The sequence below is a fragment of the Desulfofundulus thermosubterraneus DSM 16057 genome, from assembly GCF_900142025.1.
GTDB lineage: Bacteria > Bacillota > Desulfotomaculia > Desulfotomaculales > Desulfovirgulaceae > Desulfofundulus > Desulfofundulus thermosubterraneus.
Genome location: NZ_FQZM01000019.1, coordinates 37,980 through 54,229 on the forward strand (window position 1 = coordinate 37,980; position 16,250 = coordinate 54,229).

Genomic DNA, 16,250 nt, shown 5'->3' on the forward strand with positions numbered 1-16,250 from the left:
CAGCAAAACCGTTCCCCAGGAAATATATGTTTAAAACCCCCGGAAAAGAGCAATACTATAACAGTCCAGTTGGGTACTCATCAAACCAAAGGGGGTTTTGAAATGGAGGACCTGAAATCCAGGGTGGCTTACCTGCAGGGTCTTTCCGCAGGTATGGACCTTGAAAAGGAAAGTAAGGAGGGCCGGTTGCTTTCAAGCATCATCGACGTTCTCGGCGACTTTGCCAGTTCCTTTAACGAACTGCAGGAGGCCCAGGAACAGCTGGAGGATTACCTGGAAAGTATTGACGAGGACCTTTACTCCCTGGAAGACGAGATTTACGACGACCGCCCGGGCATGGATGATGACGATTACATGGAAGTGGAATGCCCGCGCTGCGGTGAAATCGTTTGTTTTGACCGGGATATTGTCGATGACGAAGATGTGATTGAGGTCACCTGTCCCAATTGCGATGAGGTAGTCTTCGTTAATGACGATACTTACGCCTCTGCCGATGAGCCCGAGTTGCTGGAAGGGCGTGCAGAGGCGGAGCACGAAGATGACCTCTGAGGTTTCGGTGATACCGAAACCTTTTTTAATTTTGAAGGGACCGGATGTACGATATGACAATCCCCCTTGACTTCCGGCCAGGGGCAGGTTTACAATAGGCCAGAGATTTCAAGGGAGGCGGTTAACACCATGAGCAGAATTGTAATTATCGGTGGTGTGGCGGCGGGCCCCAAGGTGGCGGCGCGTGCCCGGAGGCTCATGCCGGATGCTGAGATCACCATTATCGAACGGGGCCGCCTTATTTCTTATGCCGGATGCGGTATGCCCTTTTATGTCGGCGGTCAGGTCAAGGACTTTAACCAGTTATTCGCTACATCGTATGGCGTAATCAGGGACGAGCACTATTTTATGAACGAAAAAGGGGTGAAAGTGCTCACCCGTACCGAGGCCAAAGCCATTGACCGGCAGAAAAAAGAAGTCATGGTGACGAACCTGGATACCGGCGAAACCAGCACCATCCCCTATGACAAGCTGGTGCTGGCCACCGGGTCCAGCCCGGTGGTTCCCCCCATACCCGGCCTGGAACTCAAAGGCGTCCACCGGCTCAACCATCCCGATGACGCCCGGCAGATTGTGGAGCAGCTGGAAGGGGTCAGTGAAGCGGTAATTGTGGGGGCGGGCCTGATTGGTATGGAGGCAATGGAGGCCCTGCTCAAGCGGAAGATCTTTGTTTCGGTGGTGGAACTCAAAGAGCAGATTTTGCCCGGGGTGCTCGATCCCGACCTGGCGGCGGTACTGGCCTATCGCCTGGAAGAGGAAGGCGTGGAATTCCACCTGGGCAAGAAGGTCTTGCGCCTGGAGGGTGATGAAGAGGGCCATGTCACCAGAGTGGTGACCGACGGCGGTACCCTGGATGCCCAGATGGTTATAGTGGCCGTGGGAGTAAGGCCCAATGTGGAGCTGGCCCGGGCCGCCGGCCTCACCATTGGCGAGACGGGAGCCATTGCGGTAAACGAATACCTCCAGACCAGCGACCCGGACATCTACGCCGTGGGAGACTGCGTGGAAAACCTGCACCTGGTTTCCGGACGCAAGGTGTATATTCCCCTGGCTTCCACGGCCAACCGCCAGGGCCGGGTGGCGGGGGATAACGTGGCCGGCCGGAAGAGCAAATTCAAGGGGGTGCTGGGTACGTCAGTGCTGAAGGTTTTGGGCTGGAACGTGGGCCGTACCGGACTGGGCGAGCAGCAGGCCCGGGATCTGGGTTACGATGTGATTACTGCCATCAACGCCACCCATGACCGCACCCACTACTACCCCGGTCACGACAACCTGCTCATTAAACTGGTGGTGGATAAAAAGAGCTGCAAACTATTGGGCGCCCAGGCCATTGGTGGCGGTGACGCCATTAAACGCATTGACGTGGTGGCTACGGCTTTGCACTTCGGGGCTACGGTAGACGACCTGTTTGATGTGGACCTGGGTTATGCCCCGCCCTTCAGCACCCCCATCGATGCCAGCCACCACACGGCCAACATTGTACGCAACAAGCTGGACGGCCTGGCCCGGACCATCACCGCCCGAGAGCTCAAGGAAAAGCTGGACCGGGGTGACGATTTTATCCTGCTGGATGTGCGCACCCCGGAACAGTTCAACTACCGGCACATTGAAGACGACCGGGTGATGCTGGTGACCCTGGGCGACCTGCGCCGCCGCATTGACGAAATTCCCCGGGACAAGGAAATCGTTACCCTTTGCGCCCTGGGCGTGCGGGCCTATGAAGCCATGCGCACTTTAACCGGAGCCGGCTTCAAAGACGTAAAATTTCTGGAAGGTGGCCTGCAGGGCTGGCCCTACGAGCTGGAATAAAACCTGGATTTTTTGGACCCTTCACATAAAGTGGAGGGTTCTTTTTTTGACAATTTTTTGGGGTATAAAAACTTGTCCTTTCAAATATCTATGGACTAGAGAAGGAGGGACAAACCATGGCCGCTACCCCCCTGCTTCGACCGGTCAAATCCACCAAAAGCCATCCCGTGGAAGAAGTGTTGCCGGTGCTACCGGTTCAGCTGCGCAACCTGATTGCCGGGCTGCCCCTGGAAGTCCTGGAACGGCTGGAGGAAATTCGCCTGCGCCAGGAGCGGCCCCTGGCCCTGGGACTGGTTCACAAGGATGCCTTCCTCAGCCCGGAGGGAAACCTGGTGAGCAGCCCGGAACAGGCCTACCGGGTCAGCGCCGGCGACCTGGAACGTACCCTCCAGCTCGTTACCGGTTCATCCCTTTATGCCCTGGAAGAGGAATTGCGCAACGGGTACATCACCCTTCCCGGCGGGCACCGGGTCGGCCTGACCGGGCGGGCGGTCATGGAAGGGGGGCGGGTGAAAACCTTAAAGTACATCAGTTCCCTGAACATCCGTATTTCCCGGGAAGTGCCGGGGCTGGCCACCCCCCTCCTGCCGCACCTCATTGACCGCCGGCTGAAAAGCATTTATCACACGCTGATCTTTTCCCCACCCCGCTGCGGGAAGACCACCCTGCTGCGGGATATCATCCGCCAGCTCAGCAACGGTGCGCCGGAGCTGGACCTGCCCGGCCTGACCGTAGGGGTGGTTGACGAGCGTTCCGAGCTTGCCGGCTGCTACCGGGGGGTGCCGCAGCGGGACGTGGGGGTGCGTACTGATGTTCTGGACGGTTGCCCCAAGGCCGAGGGTATGATCATGTTGCTGCGTTCCATGGCTCCCCAGGTGATTGCCACCGACGAGATCGGGAGAGACGAGGATATCGCCGCCCTGGAAGAGGTGTTCCATGCCGGAGTGCGCGTACTGGTTACCGTCCATGGTGCTTCCCTGGCCGAACTGGCTGCCCGGCCGGCCCTGCAGCATCTCTTCAAGCTTAAAGTAATCCAGCGCTTTGTCCTTTTGGGTCGTTCCCGCGGTGTGGGTACGGTGGAAGATATCCTGGATGGTCAGACCATGCGTTCCCTGGGGGTGAGGTGATGCTGAAGATCCTTGGATGTGCCCTGATCCTCCTGGCCGGTGGCGGAGCAGGGATGACCATGGCCGGGCATTATGCCCGGCGGCCGCGGGACCTGCGCAGTTTACAGGCAGCTTTAAAGATGCTGGAAACAGAGATCACCTATACCGCCACTCCCCTGCCCGAAGCCCTGGGCCGGGTGGCGGAGCGGGCGGGCCCGCGGGTGGCTTTGCTGTTTAACCGTGCCAGAGAAGAGCTCCTATCCCCCTCGGGCCGTACAGCGCGGGAGGCCTGGGAGAGTGCCCTGAAAGCCTTTTATCCCACCAGCGCCCTGGTGCCTTCCGATCTGGCCGTTCTCCGGCATCTGGGTCCGGCCCTGGGTATTTCCAGCGTACAGGACCAGAGCAAACACCTGCACTTGGCCATGGAGCAACTGGGCGTGGAAATGGTGCGGGCTGAAGAAGAAGCCTCCCGCTATGTCAAGCTCTGGAACTACCTGGGCTTTCTCAGCGGGTTGGCCCTGGTTCTGATATTCTATTGAAAAAGGGGGGAGCCATATGAGCTACGATATCAGTTTAATTTTTAAGATTATCGGCATTGGAATTCTCGTCGGGGTTGCCCATTACGTCCTGAAAAATTCCGGAAAGGAGGATTATGCCGTTATTGCTACCCTGGGCGGTCTGGGCATTGTGCTTATCTGGGTAGTGCAGCTTCTGGGCGGTTTCTTTGACCAGGTAAGGTCGGTGTTCAAGTTGTTTTAAAGGGGTGGCACTGGTGGAGATCATGCAGATCGTCGGGCTGGGGATAGTGGCGGCGGTACTGGCGGTAACCATCCGGCACAACAAACCGGAAATGGCCATGCTTTTAAGCATTGCCGTAGGAATCATTCTCTTCATGATGGTCCTGGGCAAGATTGGCGCAGTAATTGACGTGCTCAAGGAGCTTTCCGCCCGGGCCAATTTAAATATGGTTTACCTGGGGACAATCCTCAAAATTGTGGCCATAGCCTACATTGCCGATTTTGGCGCCCAGATCTGCCGGGATGCCGGTGAGGGAGCAGTGGCCTCCAAAATTGAGTTTGCGGCCAAGGTTCTCATCCTTGTCCTGGCAGTGCCCATAATGATCGCCGTGCTCCAGTCCCTGTTAAAACTGGTACCCTGAGGTGATAGGGGATGCTCCGCCATTTCTGGTTTTGCGTGTTCTGCATGGCATTGCTCTTCTTTCCCGCCGCCGCCCGGGCTTTACCAGGGGATTTATCCGAACCTGCTTCTTCCCCCCAGCACGTGCAAAAGGCCCTGGACATCAGCGGGGTGGAGGATTACATAAACACCCTGGACGCGGAAATTAAAGAAGCCGTTCCCGGGTTTAACTTTAAAGAAATGGTCATGAAATTAATCCGTGGAGAAATTAACTTGAGCCCCGGGGAAATCTTTAAGAGCCTCCTTTCCTACTTGTTTCGCGAGGTGGTGGCCAATTCCGCCCTCCTGGGCAAACTGGTCGTCCTGGCCATAATATGCGTGGTGCTACAAAATTTTACCGCCGCCTTTGACCGGGGGACCACCGGCCAGCTTACCCATACCGTCACCTACCTGGTGCTGGTTACTATTGCCATTGGATCCTTTGCCCTGGCGGTGCAAACGGGCAGGGAAGTGGTAGACAAGATGGTTACCTTTATGCAGGCCTTGATGCCCGTCCTGCTCACCCTGCTGGTGGCCCTGGGCGGGGTGGCTTCGGCGGCCATCTTTCACCCCGTGATTCTGGTCAGCATCACCTTCATTGGAACCTTGATTAAGAACATCGTGTTGCCCCTGGTTTTCTTTTCCGCCGTGCTGGGACTGGTCAGTCACCTTTCCCCCCGCTTTAAGGTTTCCGGCCTGGCCGGCCTGTTGCGGGGCGCAGCAGTGGGGCTTTTAGGGATAATGGGGACGGTTTTCCTGGGCCTTTTAGCCATCCAGGGGGTGGCCGGGGCTGTAGGGGATGGAGTGGTTTTGCGCACGGCCAAGTTTTCCCTGGACGCCTTTATCCCGGTAGTGGGAGGAATGTTTTCCGATGCCCTGGAGGCAGTGATCAGTTCTTCCCTGCTGATTAAAAATGCCCTGGGTATTGCCGGTGTGGTGGCAGTGGTGATGATCATGACCCTGCCGCTGGTCAAGCTCATTTCCCTGGCTTTTATTTATAAACTGGCCGGTGCGTTGATTCAACCGGTAGGTGATTCTCAGGTGGTGGCCTGTCTTTCCGACCTGGGCAACAGCATAATCATCATCTTTGCCACAGTGGCCACGGTGGGTTTACTCTTTTTCTTTGCCATTGCCATCCTGGTAGGGGTGGGCAACCTTACCGTCATGCTGCGTTAGGGGGAGGGATGATGTGGAACTCGTCCGTAACCTGGTCCAGAACCTGATTGTGATCGTAGTCCTGGCAGTTTTTCTGGAAATGTTGCTGCCGGCCGGCGACATGCGGCGCTATGTGAAAATGGTTATGGGACTGCTAATTATCGTGGTGGTTTTGCAGGCTATAGGGGGGGTGGTGCGGGGGGAATGGCAGCAGGATCTGCCGGAACCGGCTATAACCGGTACTCCGCCAGGAGTCCCGGATTTGACGGATATTGTGGCGGCCGGGCAGCGTTTAAAGGACGGGCAACAGCAAAAAGCCCTGGAGGAGTACCGGCAGGGCCTCTCCCGCCAGATCGCCGCCCTGGCAGGTTTAAACAAGGAGGTACAGGTGGTAAAAGCACAGGTGGAGATTTATACGGATCCCGGGGACAGGCGTTTCGGACAAATCCGGAAGGTTCTACTTTTACTGGCCGCGGCTTCCCCTGATGCCCGGGAAAAGGGGGCCAGGCGGGATGCCCCTTTGGTGGACCCGGTAACCATTGATGTGGGCGGCCGGGATCTATCAGGGAATGATGTTACGGGTTTGAAACCAGGGTCGGAAGCGGAAAGGGCAGCGCAACAGCTGGCCAAAACGGTAGCCAATTTCTATAACCTCTCGCCTGAACAGGTTAAGGTGCACTGGGTGAGTTACTGACGACTGACGACTATTTTTGAGGAGGTCGGTGAAGGTGTTTATCTGGGATGCATGGAAGAAATTCCTGGGAAACCGGGAGGAAGGGGATCTCCCTCCGAAAATGACGCGGCGCCAGCTCGGAGTGCTGGGCGGCCTGGTTGCCCTGGGGGTAGTCCTGCTCCTTTTGGGGAGTGTAAGCCTTCCGGCAAAAGGAAAACCGCCGGTGAATGAAGGGAACCATCCCCCCCAGGAAAGCCTGGCCGAACAACCGGATGATTCCAATATGGCCCGCCAGGAGGCAGCCCTGGAGGAAAAGTTGCGGGAAATGCTTGGACAAGTAGAGGGGGCCGGCAAGGTGAAGGTAACGGTACGCCTGGCCAGTTCCAGCCGGGAGGAATATGCCGTGAACACCACCACCGGGCGCAAAACCACCCAGGAAAAGGACCAGGCGGGGGGGACCAGGGTAACCAGTGAAGATACCGGTAGCGACCAGCTGGTTTTAATCCGTTCCGGCCAGGGGGAAATACCGGTGGTGGAACAGGAAATTGCCGCCCGGGTGGCGGGAGTGCTGGTGGTGGCCGATGGAGCCCGGGATCCCCTGGTGAAGGCCCGGCTTTTCCAGGCTGTGCAGGTGGCCCTGGGTATTGAACCACAAAAAATCCTGGTATTACCGCGGGAAAGGGGAGAGATTTAATGCATACCATCATGATCCAGAAAAGGATCCTTCTGGCCTTCTTGCTGGGTTTGCTGGGATTAACATTGCTTGTTCTGGGCTGGCAGGGTGCTCCCGGGCAGATGAAACGGCAGGATGACGGTGCACCGGTGTCAGCAAATAATATGCCTGCCGCCCAGGGGACAGCAGCGGGAACTGTGCCGGAGTCGCCCCGGCAGGTTCAGGATGTGTCCCGGGATGGAGCGGCCTTTTTTGTGGAGTATCGCCTGGACCGGGAGCGCACCAGGGGCCAGCAGCTGGAACTGCTGCGGGAAATCATCAACAACCCCCAGGCCGCGGCCGAAACCCGCAGGACCGCCCAGGAGCGGCTGCTGGCCATCAGCCAGAGCATGGCCCGGGAAGTTGAAGTGGAAAATCTGCTCCGGGCCAAGGGCTTCAAGGACGCCGCCGTATCATTAGACGACCGGGGTGCCACCGTGGTAGTCCAGGCGGCCCGCATCTCCCCCGAGGAGGCCACCCGCATTGCCGAACTGGTGTCCCGGGGAACGGGGGTAGCGGAGCAGGATGTGGTGATTATTCCCAGGCCGTAGTAAAGAAAGGGAGCAACCGTAAGTGGTGCTCCCTTAAAAATTTCCTGATACACAAAACACGAAAAATGCTACAATGTAAATAATAAGCAAACTGCTATCTTTCACCGGGAAAAGTTTCATCAGGACTGTAAACATTATGACAAAAATAAGGGTGTTTTTGCTGTCTGGTAGGTGGCAGTTGGATTGTCAATTGCCTGACATTATTTATCTGGTGGAGGAGAGGTAATGAAGGTTAAAAAAGCAGGATTGGAGGATGGGCAGTTAAAAGAGCAGTTAAAGGGTCACGGTACGGCCATTGATTATCCCCGGGGTCAATTAATTTTTTCCTCTGGGGAAGTTGCAGACAGGGTTTATTTCATTCAGAAGGGGTTAATTAAAATTTACTACCTGGCCGGAGACGGCCGCCGGGTTACTGTGGCTTTACGTCATCCCGGAGAATTTGTTGGCCTGGCCGAGGCTTTGTGCGGCATGGAGCGTATCTGTTTTGCCGAGGCCGTGGAAGATGTAAATATTTTGGTGTTCAAACGAGATGACTTTCTTAAACTCCTCACCTCAAAACCTGCCCTGGCGGTAAAAATAGCGCAAATACTGGGGAAGAGAATCCGGGAAGCCCAGAACACCATATACGAAATTGTTTCCTGGCCCGTTGCAGGACGGCTGGCTCTTCTGCTCCTTAAACTGGCCGAACGCACAGACACAACGGGAAAAATGGAACTGGTAGAAATCAACCTGCGCCTTACCCATGAGGAAATTGCATGCATGATTGGCACTTCCCGCCCCACTGTTACCACCCTTTTAAACACATTTAAACAAGAAGGGGCCATTACCGTGGAAGGGCGTGAAATCAAAAAAATTCGACCTGCAAAACTACTTAAGTGGATAGATTAAAGAGTAACCCAGTTTCAACTGGGTTTCATTTTTTTTTTTTTTGTAAGCAAGATAACAAATCTTCAGTATGTTAGGAAACTGCACGTTTTAAAAGTTTCTGTTATATTGGCCATAAGTATATGCTGAATAAAGCTGTGCAAAAAAGGGGGGAGTGAAAGCTTTTTATGAACTAAAAGAAAGTAAATAAAGTACTGCGACAAAAGAAAAGGTTAAAATGGTGAGCAAACTGCTATTAAGGAAGAATTTTCACCTGGAAAAGTGGAGGGGACTTTATGCGGGGTAATGGCGATCTGAAGTGGTACATACGGTTCGTACCCGGATTTATGGTCGAGAATGCCAGAAAGGCAGGACTGGATCCAAACACGGCCTTTCCTGGTTTTGTGGTAGCGTGGATCGCCTTTTTCATCATTCTTTCCTTACCTGTTCCGCCGGGGTTAAAGCCTGCGGGATTGGCAGCGGCTGCGGTAGCCGTCTGGGCCGTCATTATGTGGATTACCGAAGCAATGCCGGTTGGAGTGACGGGACTGCTCATTCCGCTCCTTTTGGTGTTAACTGGTGCTCAGAAAAAAATTCCCCAGGCCTTTGGGGGGTTTAGTCAGGACGTATCCTTTTTGGTTCTGGGTTCCTTCATTTTTGCCGCCATCATGCAGAGCACCGGTCTCGATAGAAGGATTGCCCTGGCCGTACTGAGCAGGGTTAAGCCGCGTGTTGACCAGGTGATCAAAGGATTAATGGCTGTAAATATTGCTTTAAGCTTGATCATCCCGGCGGCGGTTTCCAGGTCGGCTGTACTCCTGCCCATTGTCAAGGGCATCATGGAATTGTTTGAAGAAACCCCTGAAGGCAGGAGGGCCAGGGGAGCACTGGCTATAACGGGCCTGTGTTATTTCCCCATGGTTGGTGGAATTCTGCTTCTCACTGCCCACATGCCTAACGTGATAATGGCCGGTCTATTCGAAAAGGAGCTGGGGTATCAGTTAAATTATGCCAGGTGGTTCTGGTTGCACTGGCCGGTTATAGGCTTGCTCCCTGTTATGTTTCTGATCATAAGGAAGCAGCTGAATGTGGGCGGAATCTCAGTGCCCGGCGGAACTGATTTCATTCAGTGTGAGAAGAAAAACATGGGTAAAATGAGCTTTATAGAATGGCTTGTACTGGCAATCTTTGCTGTTGCGGTTCTGCTCTGGATCACAGAACCACAGCACAAGATAAAGACAGGCCTGGCCACCCTAATTGCCCTGGGAATTTTCTTTATACCCGGGTTGCTGCCCACTCCATGGAAAACGTTACAGAACAAAACCATTTGGGGAACGTGGCTTTTGTTGGCCGGAGCACTATCTTTGGCCAGCGCAATCAGTGCTACGGGTCTTTCGGAGTGGATTGCCGGGTATGCAGGAATGTACTTTAAAGGACAGCATTTCCTGGTTATCGTGGTCGGTTTCATCGTGCTCACCGCATTTGTCAGGATATTTATGCTCAGCAATGTGGCTGCGGTATCCATGCTGGCGCCGATACTGATATCCCTGTCCAGGGTACTTAACTTAAACCCGGTAGCCTTTACTTTGCTGGTGGGAAATTTTGACACCTTCTCCTTCCTTGTTCCCACTCAGGTAACCGCCTGTGTGATTGCTTACGGGACGGGAACTTTTGACACGAAGACCTACGCCAGAGTAGGAATACCGATCATGGTGGCAACTCTCCTTTACTTTGTGCTGGTTATGATGCCCTGGTATGCTGTTAACGGCTTACCCGTTTGGGGCGGGTATGTCACATGGAGGTGATGAAGCCCGGGTTTAAGTTCAGTTAGTTGTAAGGAGTTATCAAATAAAGATTGATTTGGGGAGGTTTTAGAATATGGCTGCAAAACTGCCTGCGAAACTCGAAGAGGTGGGAGAGGTAAGGCTTGAGACTGACATTTTGATTATCGGTGCCGGTAACGCCGGCTGCTATGCTGCCATTGAGGCCAAGCGCCGTCGTCCCGATCTGCGGGTCACCCTGATGGAAAAAGCCCACATCGATCGCAGCGGCTGCCTGGCCTCAGGCATGGATGCCATCAATACTTACATTAAGAAAAACGAAACCGTGGAAAACCTGGTTCGCTGGAGCCGCGCCCAGGCAGGAGGTCTCTTGCGGGAAGACCTGACCATTACCATGGCCGAACTTTTAAATCAGGCCATTGAAGAATGGGAAGAGTGGGGCCTGCCCATTAAAAAGGACGAAAACGGGGAATACCTGGCCCGGGGGCGCTGGGATATTGCCATCCAGGGTTCAGAGATGAAGGTGATCCTGGCCGAGAAGGTGCGGGAATACGGCTGCGAAGTTTTAAACCGGGTGGTGGCCACCAATTATCTCCTCGATGGTGACCGCGTTATCGGCGCCATGGGGTTTGGTGTCCGGGACGGCAAGTTTTATATTATTAAAGCCGGAGCGACCATTGTGGCCACCGGAGGAGCAGCCGGGCTATATAAACCCTATACCAACGATGGCGTTGATAGCCACCACCAGATCTGGTATTGCCCCTTTAACGTGGGTACCGGTTATGCCATGGGTATTCGGGCCGGTGCGGAAATGACCACCTTCGAGATGCGCTGGTGCGCTGTGCGTACCAAGGATTTTAACGGGCCCATTGACACCATTTCGGTAGGTTATAAAGCGCCTATGATTAACGCCAAAGGGGAGAAAATTTTAGCCGAACGGTATGCTCACATGGGCGGTGATGCTTCTCCTCGTTTCGTGCGGGCCAACGCACCGATGGAAGAATGGCTGGCCGGCAGGGGCCCCTGTTATGTTGATACCCGTCATATGACTCCAGAACAGGTCAAGACCCTGAAAATAGATTATCTGAATGAGCGTCCCAGCTTTGTACTCTTCCTGGCTGCCCGCGGTCAGGACATTACCAGGGAGCCCATTGAGGTCTACGGTAGCGACCCCTACATCGTGGGAGGCCATACGGCCAGCGGGTACTGGATTGATGTTAAGCGTGCTACTACCCTGCCCGGTCTTTTTGCCTGCGGCGATGTGGCCGGTGGGGTACCGAACAAGTTTGTCGGCGGTTGTGCTGCCGAAGGAATGCTGGCGGCCCGGGGGGCTGTCGAATACCTGGAATCCCTGGCAGACAGGGGTCAGGTGGATGAGTCTCTTGTGGCAGCGGAAAAGGCGCGGGTTTATGCACCGGCCATCAGGCAGGTTCGGGAAGGGGATGGTGTTATCCCGCGGGAAATGGAGGAACGCCTTCAGCGGCTTATGGACGAATATGCAGGTGGTGTGCACCAGTTTTACCGGATGAACCGGGAAAGACTGGAATATGCGCTGAAACACCTGGCTATTTTGAAGGATCAAACCAGGTATCTTGTAGCCCACGATTTACACGAGCTAATGGAAGCTCATGAAATAATTGACCGGCTGGATGTAGCGGAAGTGCTGGTACATCACCTGTTGTTCCGTGAGGAAACCCGCTGGCCGGGCTGGCAGAACAGGGTGGACTTCCCCGAGCGGGATGATACCCGTTTCGATTGCTTTGTCAACTCCCGGCGTAACCCGCAAACCGGCGAGATAGAAGTATTTACCAGGCCATATGAACAGATAATCCCTGGAGATCGTTACCGGCCATAATTCCGACAGGAGGTTGATTACTGGTGCCGCCAAAGGTTAATCTCCAAAAATGTGACGGTTGCCGTGCTGAAAGCGAAGCCCTTTGTGTACAAATATGCCCTGGGGATTTGATGGCTCTGGATGAAAATAATGGAAAGGCATATTGCCGTTCGGCACGGGACTGCTGGGATTGTATGTCCTGCGTGAAAGCCTGCCCCAATGGAGCCATTGAAACCCGTCTACCTTACCAGTTGGGTTATTATCCGGCCAAGCTTATTCCGCTGGTTGGAAGCAATAAAATCAGCTGGACTGTTGTGGATATTCACGGTAAGGTAGAACGCTTCACCTTTAAAAACAGGAATGACTAAGAATTAAGGGGCCGGCGGCCCGTTGCCGGCCCCCGGTGTTTTCAGGGGGGGGGGAACACAGTGCCGCCAAAAATCGGTGTCTACCTGTGTCATTGTTACGGTGAAATTGGTAAAATTCTTGACCTGGAGAAATTATCCCAGCAGGCAGGTAAATGGCGCGGGGTTGCTGCCAGCATCCATTATCCTGGGTTATGTAGCGCTGACGGCCTGGAAATAATTGCTGAGGATGTGCGTCAGGGGCGTGTAGACCGGGTAGTGGTTGGAGCATGCTCACCAGCCGTACACCGGGATACCTTTCTTCGTCTTGCACGGCAGGTAGGCTTGAACGAACACTTCCTGGAACGCTGTAACCTCAGGGAACAGTGCACCAGGGCCCACCGGGACCAGCCGGCGCTGGCGATGGCAAAGGCCCGTAATTTGCTAAAAATGGCCGTGGGGCGGTTGAGCCCGGCAGAATCCTTTGAACCGGTTAGTTCTTCAACTTCCCGGTCTGTACTGGTAGTCGGAGGAGGTATTGCCGGACTAACCGCAGCAGAGAATCTGGCCCGGGCCGGGGTTAACGTAACGCTGGTAGAAAAATCCCCTTTCCTGGGAGGCAAGGTGGCCCGGTTGCACCGCTATTACCCGCGCTTTTGCTCACCCCGGTGTGGGTTGGAGGTACTGATGGCGCGTTTGCTGGCTACGGGAAGGGTAACGGTGCACACCTTGACCGAGGTAACCGGTGTGCGTGGTACCGCCGGTAACTTTACGGTGGAACTTTTAAAACAACCCCGTTACGTCAAGGATGCCTGCACTGGGTGCGGTGCCTGCCTTGAGGTTTGCCCGGTGGAGGTAGCACCCTCCGCAGCATTGCCACCGGGCAGGCAGCGGGCCATTGAAGGCCCGGGGTTATTTCCCTATCCTCTTAACTATGCCGTCAACCGTGTGTTTTGTCGTGGTAAATCCTGCAGCCGGTGTGTGGAAGTCTGTCCGGCCGGGGCCATTGACCTGGACCAGGAGGAAGACAGGCTGAGCATTGGTGTGGACGCGATCATTCTGGCTGCGGGTTGGGAACCTTACGATGCCGGACGGATTAACAATTACGGCTACGGGCGTTTGCCTGGAGTAATTACCAGCATGGACCTGGAGGTTCTGGCCCGCCCGGACGGACCAACCGGTGGCCAGTTAATCCGTTCTCACGATAAAAAGCCCGTAAGGCGGGTGGCCTTTATCCAGTGTGCCGGCAGCCGTGATAAACAGCACCTTGCTTATTGTTCCGGTGTATGCTGTGCGGCCACATTAAAACAAATTGATTACGTACGGGCGGTGGCGCCGGGAGCCGGCATTTTTGTCTTTTACATGGACATCCGTACTCCGGGCAACCTGGAAGAACTGTACCGCCGGGCACGGGAAGAACACGGTGCAGTTTTTATCCGGGGTAACCCCTATGCAGTGGAATGGGACCCTGTGGCAGAAGAACTTGTCGTCACGGCTGATGATACCTTAAGTGGTTCACGGATAGCGGTACGGGCCGAACTGGTGGTACTGGCCACCGGTATGGTACCCTGTGCCGTCCCGGCTTTTGAACGCCTGGAAAAGGACACAACCGGCTTTATCACCGGTCACCTGCCCTGTTCGCCCATGGAGGTGCGACGCGCGGGCATTTATGTGGCCGGTTGTGCTCAGGAACCGATGGATGTGAGTACAAGCGTCAAAAGCGCCCTGGCTGCGGCAGCGGAATGTCTGGCTACTATCCAGAACCAGTCTGTGGTAGTTCCACCGGTAGTGGAGCGGCACAAGTGCGACCGGTGCGGGCGCTGTGTAGAGGAATGTCCCTACGGTGCCTGCAGCTTTGATACAGACGGTTATCCGGCGGTAAATCCTCCGGCCTGCCGTGGTTGTGGTATCTGTCAAGGGGGATGTCCCCTGAGATGTATTTACCTGCCGGGATTCAGTTCCCGGGAGATGGCCGGACTTATAGAAGCGGTGGACACGGGTAGCATGGATGAGCAACCTTGCGTACTGGCTTTCTTATGTGCCAACGATGCTTACCCGGCGCTGGATCTGGCCGGCACCCGGGGGAACAGCTATGGGGCTAATATACTGACGGTCAGGGTTCCCTGTGCTGGAGCGGTGAATGCAGGCTGGATCAATGATGCGCTGCTCAGCGGGATAGACGGTGTACTGGTAGTAGGTTGCCGTACTACGGAGTGCCATTACGGGCGGGGTACATCCCTGGCCGAATCCCGGGTCAACAACTTGCGGGAAACCTTGCAGCGCATGCTGGTGGAACCCGAGCGGGTGCAGGTGCTCACTGCCGGTATTGAGGACGGACAGAGCCTGGTGGCAGCAATAAAAAGATTTGTAAAGCAGCTTCAAGAATTAGGTCCCAATCCTTTTAAAGAATGAATTTATGCCGGAGGTTATCCCCATGCATGAGGATCGTCCCTTCAGGGAAATAACTCTCCAGGATCTGGAACGACTTGATCCGGTTACTCTTCATATTGCCCGCAGTTGCGCCAACTGCGGACGGTGTGGTGGAGCCTGCCTTGCCCGTATCCGGGACCTGTCGCCTGCCCGCGTGCTGCGTCTATTGCAACTCGGCCGGCTGGACGAAGTACTAACTTCCCGTTTTCTCTGGTCGTGTATCGGCTGCCGGCGGTGCAGCCGGTGTTGCCCCCAGGAACTGGATGTAGCTACGGCAGTGGTGCGGCTGCGGCGCCTGGCAGCAAGACATCCCCGGGCCACCTTTCCTGAACATTTATTGCGATTGCTATGTAGCTAGATAAGTCATAAAACCCTGACAAAGCACAGGGCATCCATCAGCCTGCAATACCGGGGCGACCCTTCCCGTATAATTTTTAAATTTTTGCCTCCCCTTTCACGGGGAGGTTTTGCCTGTAAAGAGGATTACTAGCTCCTGCAGCCGGCAGGGAGGGAGGGCTGCGAGCGGGGGCTTTCTTTTTGCCGGGTGCCGGTAAAAATGAGCTCCATTTCGGTAGCCTAGCCAAAGGCATATTCCCTGGTGAGCCCTAGAGGTGAAAATCGTGTTGGCAGGCGGCCTTATTCGCAGGAATGGCAAACACAACCCTGGTTACCTTTGGATTGGCTGCCAGGGACTCCACAGAATTATATTACCGGAAATGCGGGAAAGGTCATATATACCTGCAGTGAATGCCGTTTTATTGCACGCATTCAGGGGCGGGAAGAAGCGCGCTGGGGTTGTGTGACCGGACTTCCTGGATAACGTCATAGATATGATATTATCCATATCTTTGACGCCTTGAATATTGGCAAAGTCAATCCGTGGGAGGTGGATGTGATGATTACGAATCTGGAAATAGCCCTTGAAGAAATGGAACAGCATCACTAAGTCCCTTCAGTAGTTCTGGTGGACGCTTTTGCTGGTTACCGGGAGCACCCTGACCAACGGCACGATCACCGAATGGCTCTGCCCGCGGGAGGTAGTGGTGAAGCCACAGGGGATCGCGGGAGGGCCGAGTCCTTCTCCGGCACAAGGCGGGGCGGCACCTCGCGGGGGCCAGAGCTTAACCGAACGCTATCAAAGTCTCCGTCAAGCTTGGTGAACTGCCGGATGCGGACCCGCATGTCCGGCGGTGTGAGAGGACGGGGGCTAGCCACCCTCTCCTACTCGATGCGCCCTGCAACCCTATAAAATTAAAAAACAAAATA

General features: G+C 55.0%; 16 protein-coding genes. All 16 read left to right on the plus strand.

Annotated elements, in window-relative coordinates:
- Positions 1–102: 102 nt before the first annotated feature.
- The 16 genes from BUA65_RS08580 to BUA65_RS08655 all read left to right on the plus strand — a co-directional run bounded on the left by BUA65_RS08580 (position 103) and on the right by BUA65_RS08655 (position 15,342).
- Complete coding sequence (locus tag BUA65_RS08580) at positions 103–549, plus strand: CD1247 N-terminal domain-containing protein (RefSeq protein ID WP_072868894.1); 447 nt, start codon at positions 103–105, stop codon at positions 547–549.
- Between the two features lie 129 nt (positions 550–678).
- Complete coding sequence (locus BUA65_RS08585; RefSeq protein ID WP_072868896.1) at positions 679–2,358, plus strand: FAD-dependent oxidoreductase; 1,680 nt, start codon at positions 679–681, stop codon at positions 2,356–2,358.
- A 116-nt stretch (positions 2,359–2,474) separates the two neighbouring features.
- Positions 2,475–3,485: a stage III sporulation protein AA gene (gene spoIIIAA, locus BUA65_RS08590; protein ID WP_072868905.1), complete on the plus strand. Its 1,011-nt coding sequence runs from the start codon at positions 2,475–2,477 to the stop codon at positions 3,483–3,485.
- A complete protein-coding gene (gene spoIIIAB, locus BUA65_RS08595; RefSeq protein ID WP_072868907.1) occupies positions 3,485–4,003 on the plus strand; it encodes a stage III sporulation protein SpoIIIAB in 519 nt (172 codons plus the stop codon). The genes spoIIIAA and spoIIIAB overlap by 1 nt, the downstream gene beginning before the upstream one ends.
- Before the next feature lie 16 nt (positions 4,004–4,019).
- The gene (spoIIIAC, locus tag BUA65_RS08600) at positions 4,020–4,223 is read left to right on the plus strand and encodes a stage III sporulation protein AC (protein ID WP_072868909.1); all 204 of its coding nucleotides are present in this window, start codon (positions 4,020–4,022) and stop codon (positions 4,221–4,223) included.
- A gap of 13 nt (positions 4,224–4,236) precedes the next feature.
- Entirely contained in the window at positions 4,237–4,623 is a 387-nt protein-coding gene (spoIIIAD, locus tag BUA65_RS08605) for a stage III sporulation protein AD (protein ID WP_072868911.1), read from the plus strand.
- 11 nt (positions 4,624–4,634) lie between these two features.
- Complete coding sequence (spoIIIAE, locus tag BUA65_RS08610; protein ID WP_072868912.1) at positions 4,635–5,816, plus strand: stage III sporulation protein AE; 1,182 nt, start codon at positions 4,635–4,637, stop codon at positions 5,814–5,816.
- Between the two features lie 13 nt (positions 5,817–5,829).
- The gene (gene spoIIIAF / locus BUA65_RS08615; RefSeq protein ID WP_072868914.1) at positions 5,830–6,489 is read left to right on the plus strand and encodes a stage III sporulation protein AF; all 660 of its coding nucleotides are present in this window, start codon (positions 5,830–5,832) and stop codon (positions 6,487–6,489) included.
- A 34-nt stretch (positions 6,490–6,523) separates the two neighbouring features.
- Positions 6,524–7,162: a SpoIIIAG-related protein gene (locus tag BUA65_RS08620; protein ID WP_084062194.1), complete on the plus strand. Its 639-nt coding sequence runs from the start codon at positions 6,524–6,526 to the stop codon at positions 7,160–7,162.
- A complete protein-coding gene (locus BUA65_RS08625) occupies positions 7,162–7,731 on the plus strand; it encodes a SpoIIIAH-like family protein (RefSeq protein WP_084062195.1) in 570 nt (189 codons plus the stop codon). The genes BUA65_RS08620 and BUA65_RS08625 overlap by 1 nt, the downstream gene beginning before the upstream one ends.
- Before the next feature lie 225 nt (positions 7,732–7,956).
- Positions 7,957–8,619: a Crp/Fnr family transcriptional regulator gene (locus tag BUA65_RS08630; protein WP_072868916.1), complete on the plus strand. Its 663-nt coding sequence runs from the start codon at positions 7,957–7,959 to the stop codon at positions 8,617–8,619.
- A 272-nt stretch (positions 8,620–8,891) separates the two neighbouring features.
- The gene (locus BUA65_RS08635) at positions 8,892–10,400 is read left to right on the plus strand and encodes an SLC13 family permease (RefSeq protein WP_084062197.1); all 1,509 of its coding nucleotides are present in this window, start codon (positions 8,892–8,894) and stop codon (positions 10,398–10,400) included.
- Positions 10,401–10,473: 73 nt separating this feature from the next.
- Complete coding sequence (locus BUA65_RS08640; RefSeq protein WP_072868918.1) at positions 10,474–12,231, plus strand: adenylyl-sulfate reductase subunit alpha; 1,758 nt, start codon at positions 10,474–10,476, stop codon at positions 12,229–12,231.
- 23 nt (positions 12,232–12,254) lie between these two features.
- A complete protein-coding gene (locus tag BUA65_RS08645) occupies positions 12,255–12,578 on the plus strand; it encodes a 4Fe-4S binding protein (RefSeq protein WP_013823024.1) in 324 nt (107 codons plus the stop codon).
- Between the two features lie 60 nt (positions 12,579–12,638).
- A complete protein-coding gene (locus BUA65_RS08650) occupies positions 12,639–14,966 on the plus strand; it encodes an FAD-dependent oxidoreductase (protein WP_072868920.1) in 2,328 nt (775 codons plus the stop codon).
- Between the two features lie 22 nt (positions 14,967–14,988).
- The gene (locus tag BUA65_RS08655) at positions 14,989–15,342 is read left to right on the plus strand and encodes a 4Fe-4S dicluster domain-containing protein (protein WP_072868921.1); all 354 of its coding nucleotides are present in this window, start codon (positions 14,989–14,991) and stop codon (positions 15,340–15,342) included.
- The last annotated feature ends 908 nt before the right edge of the window (positions 15,343–16,250 follow it).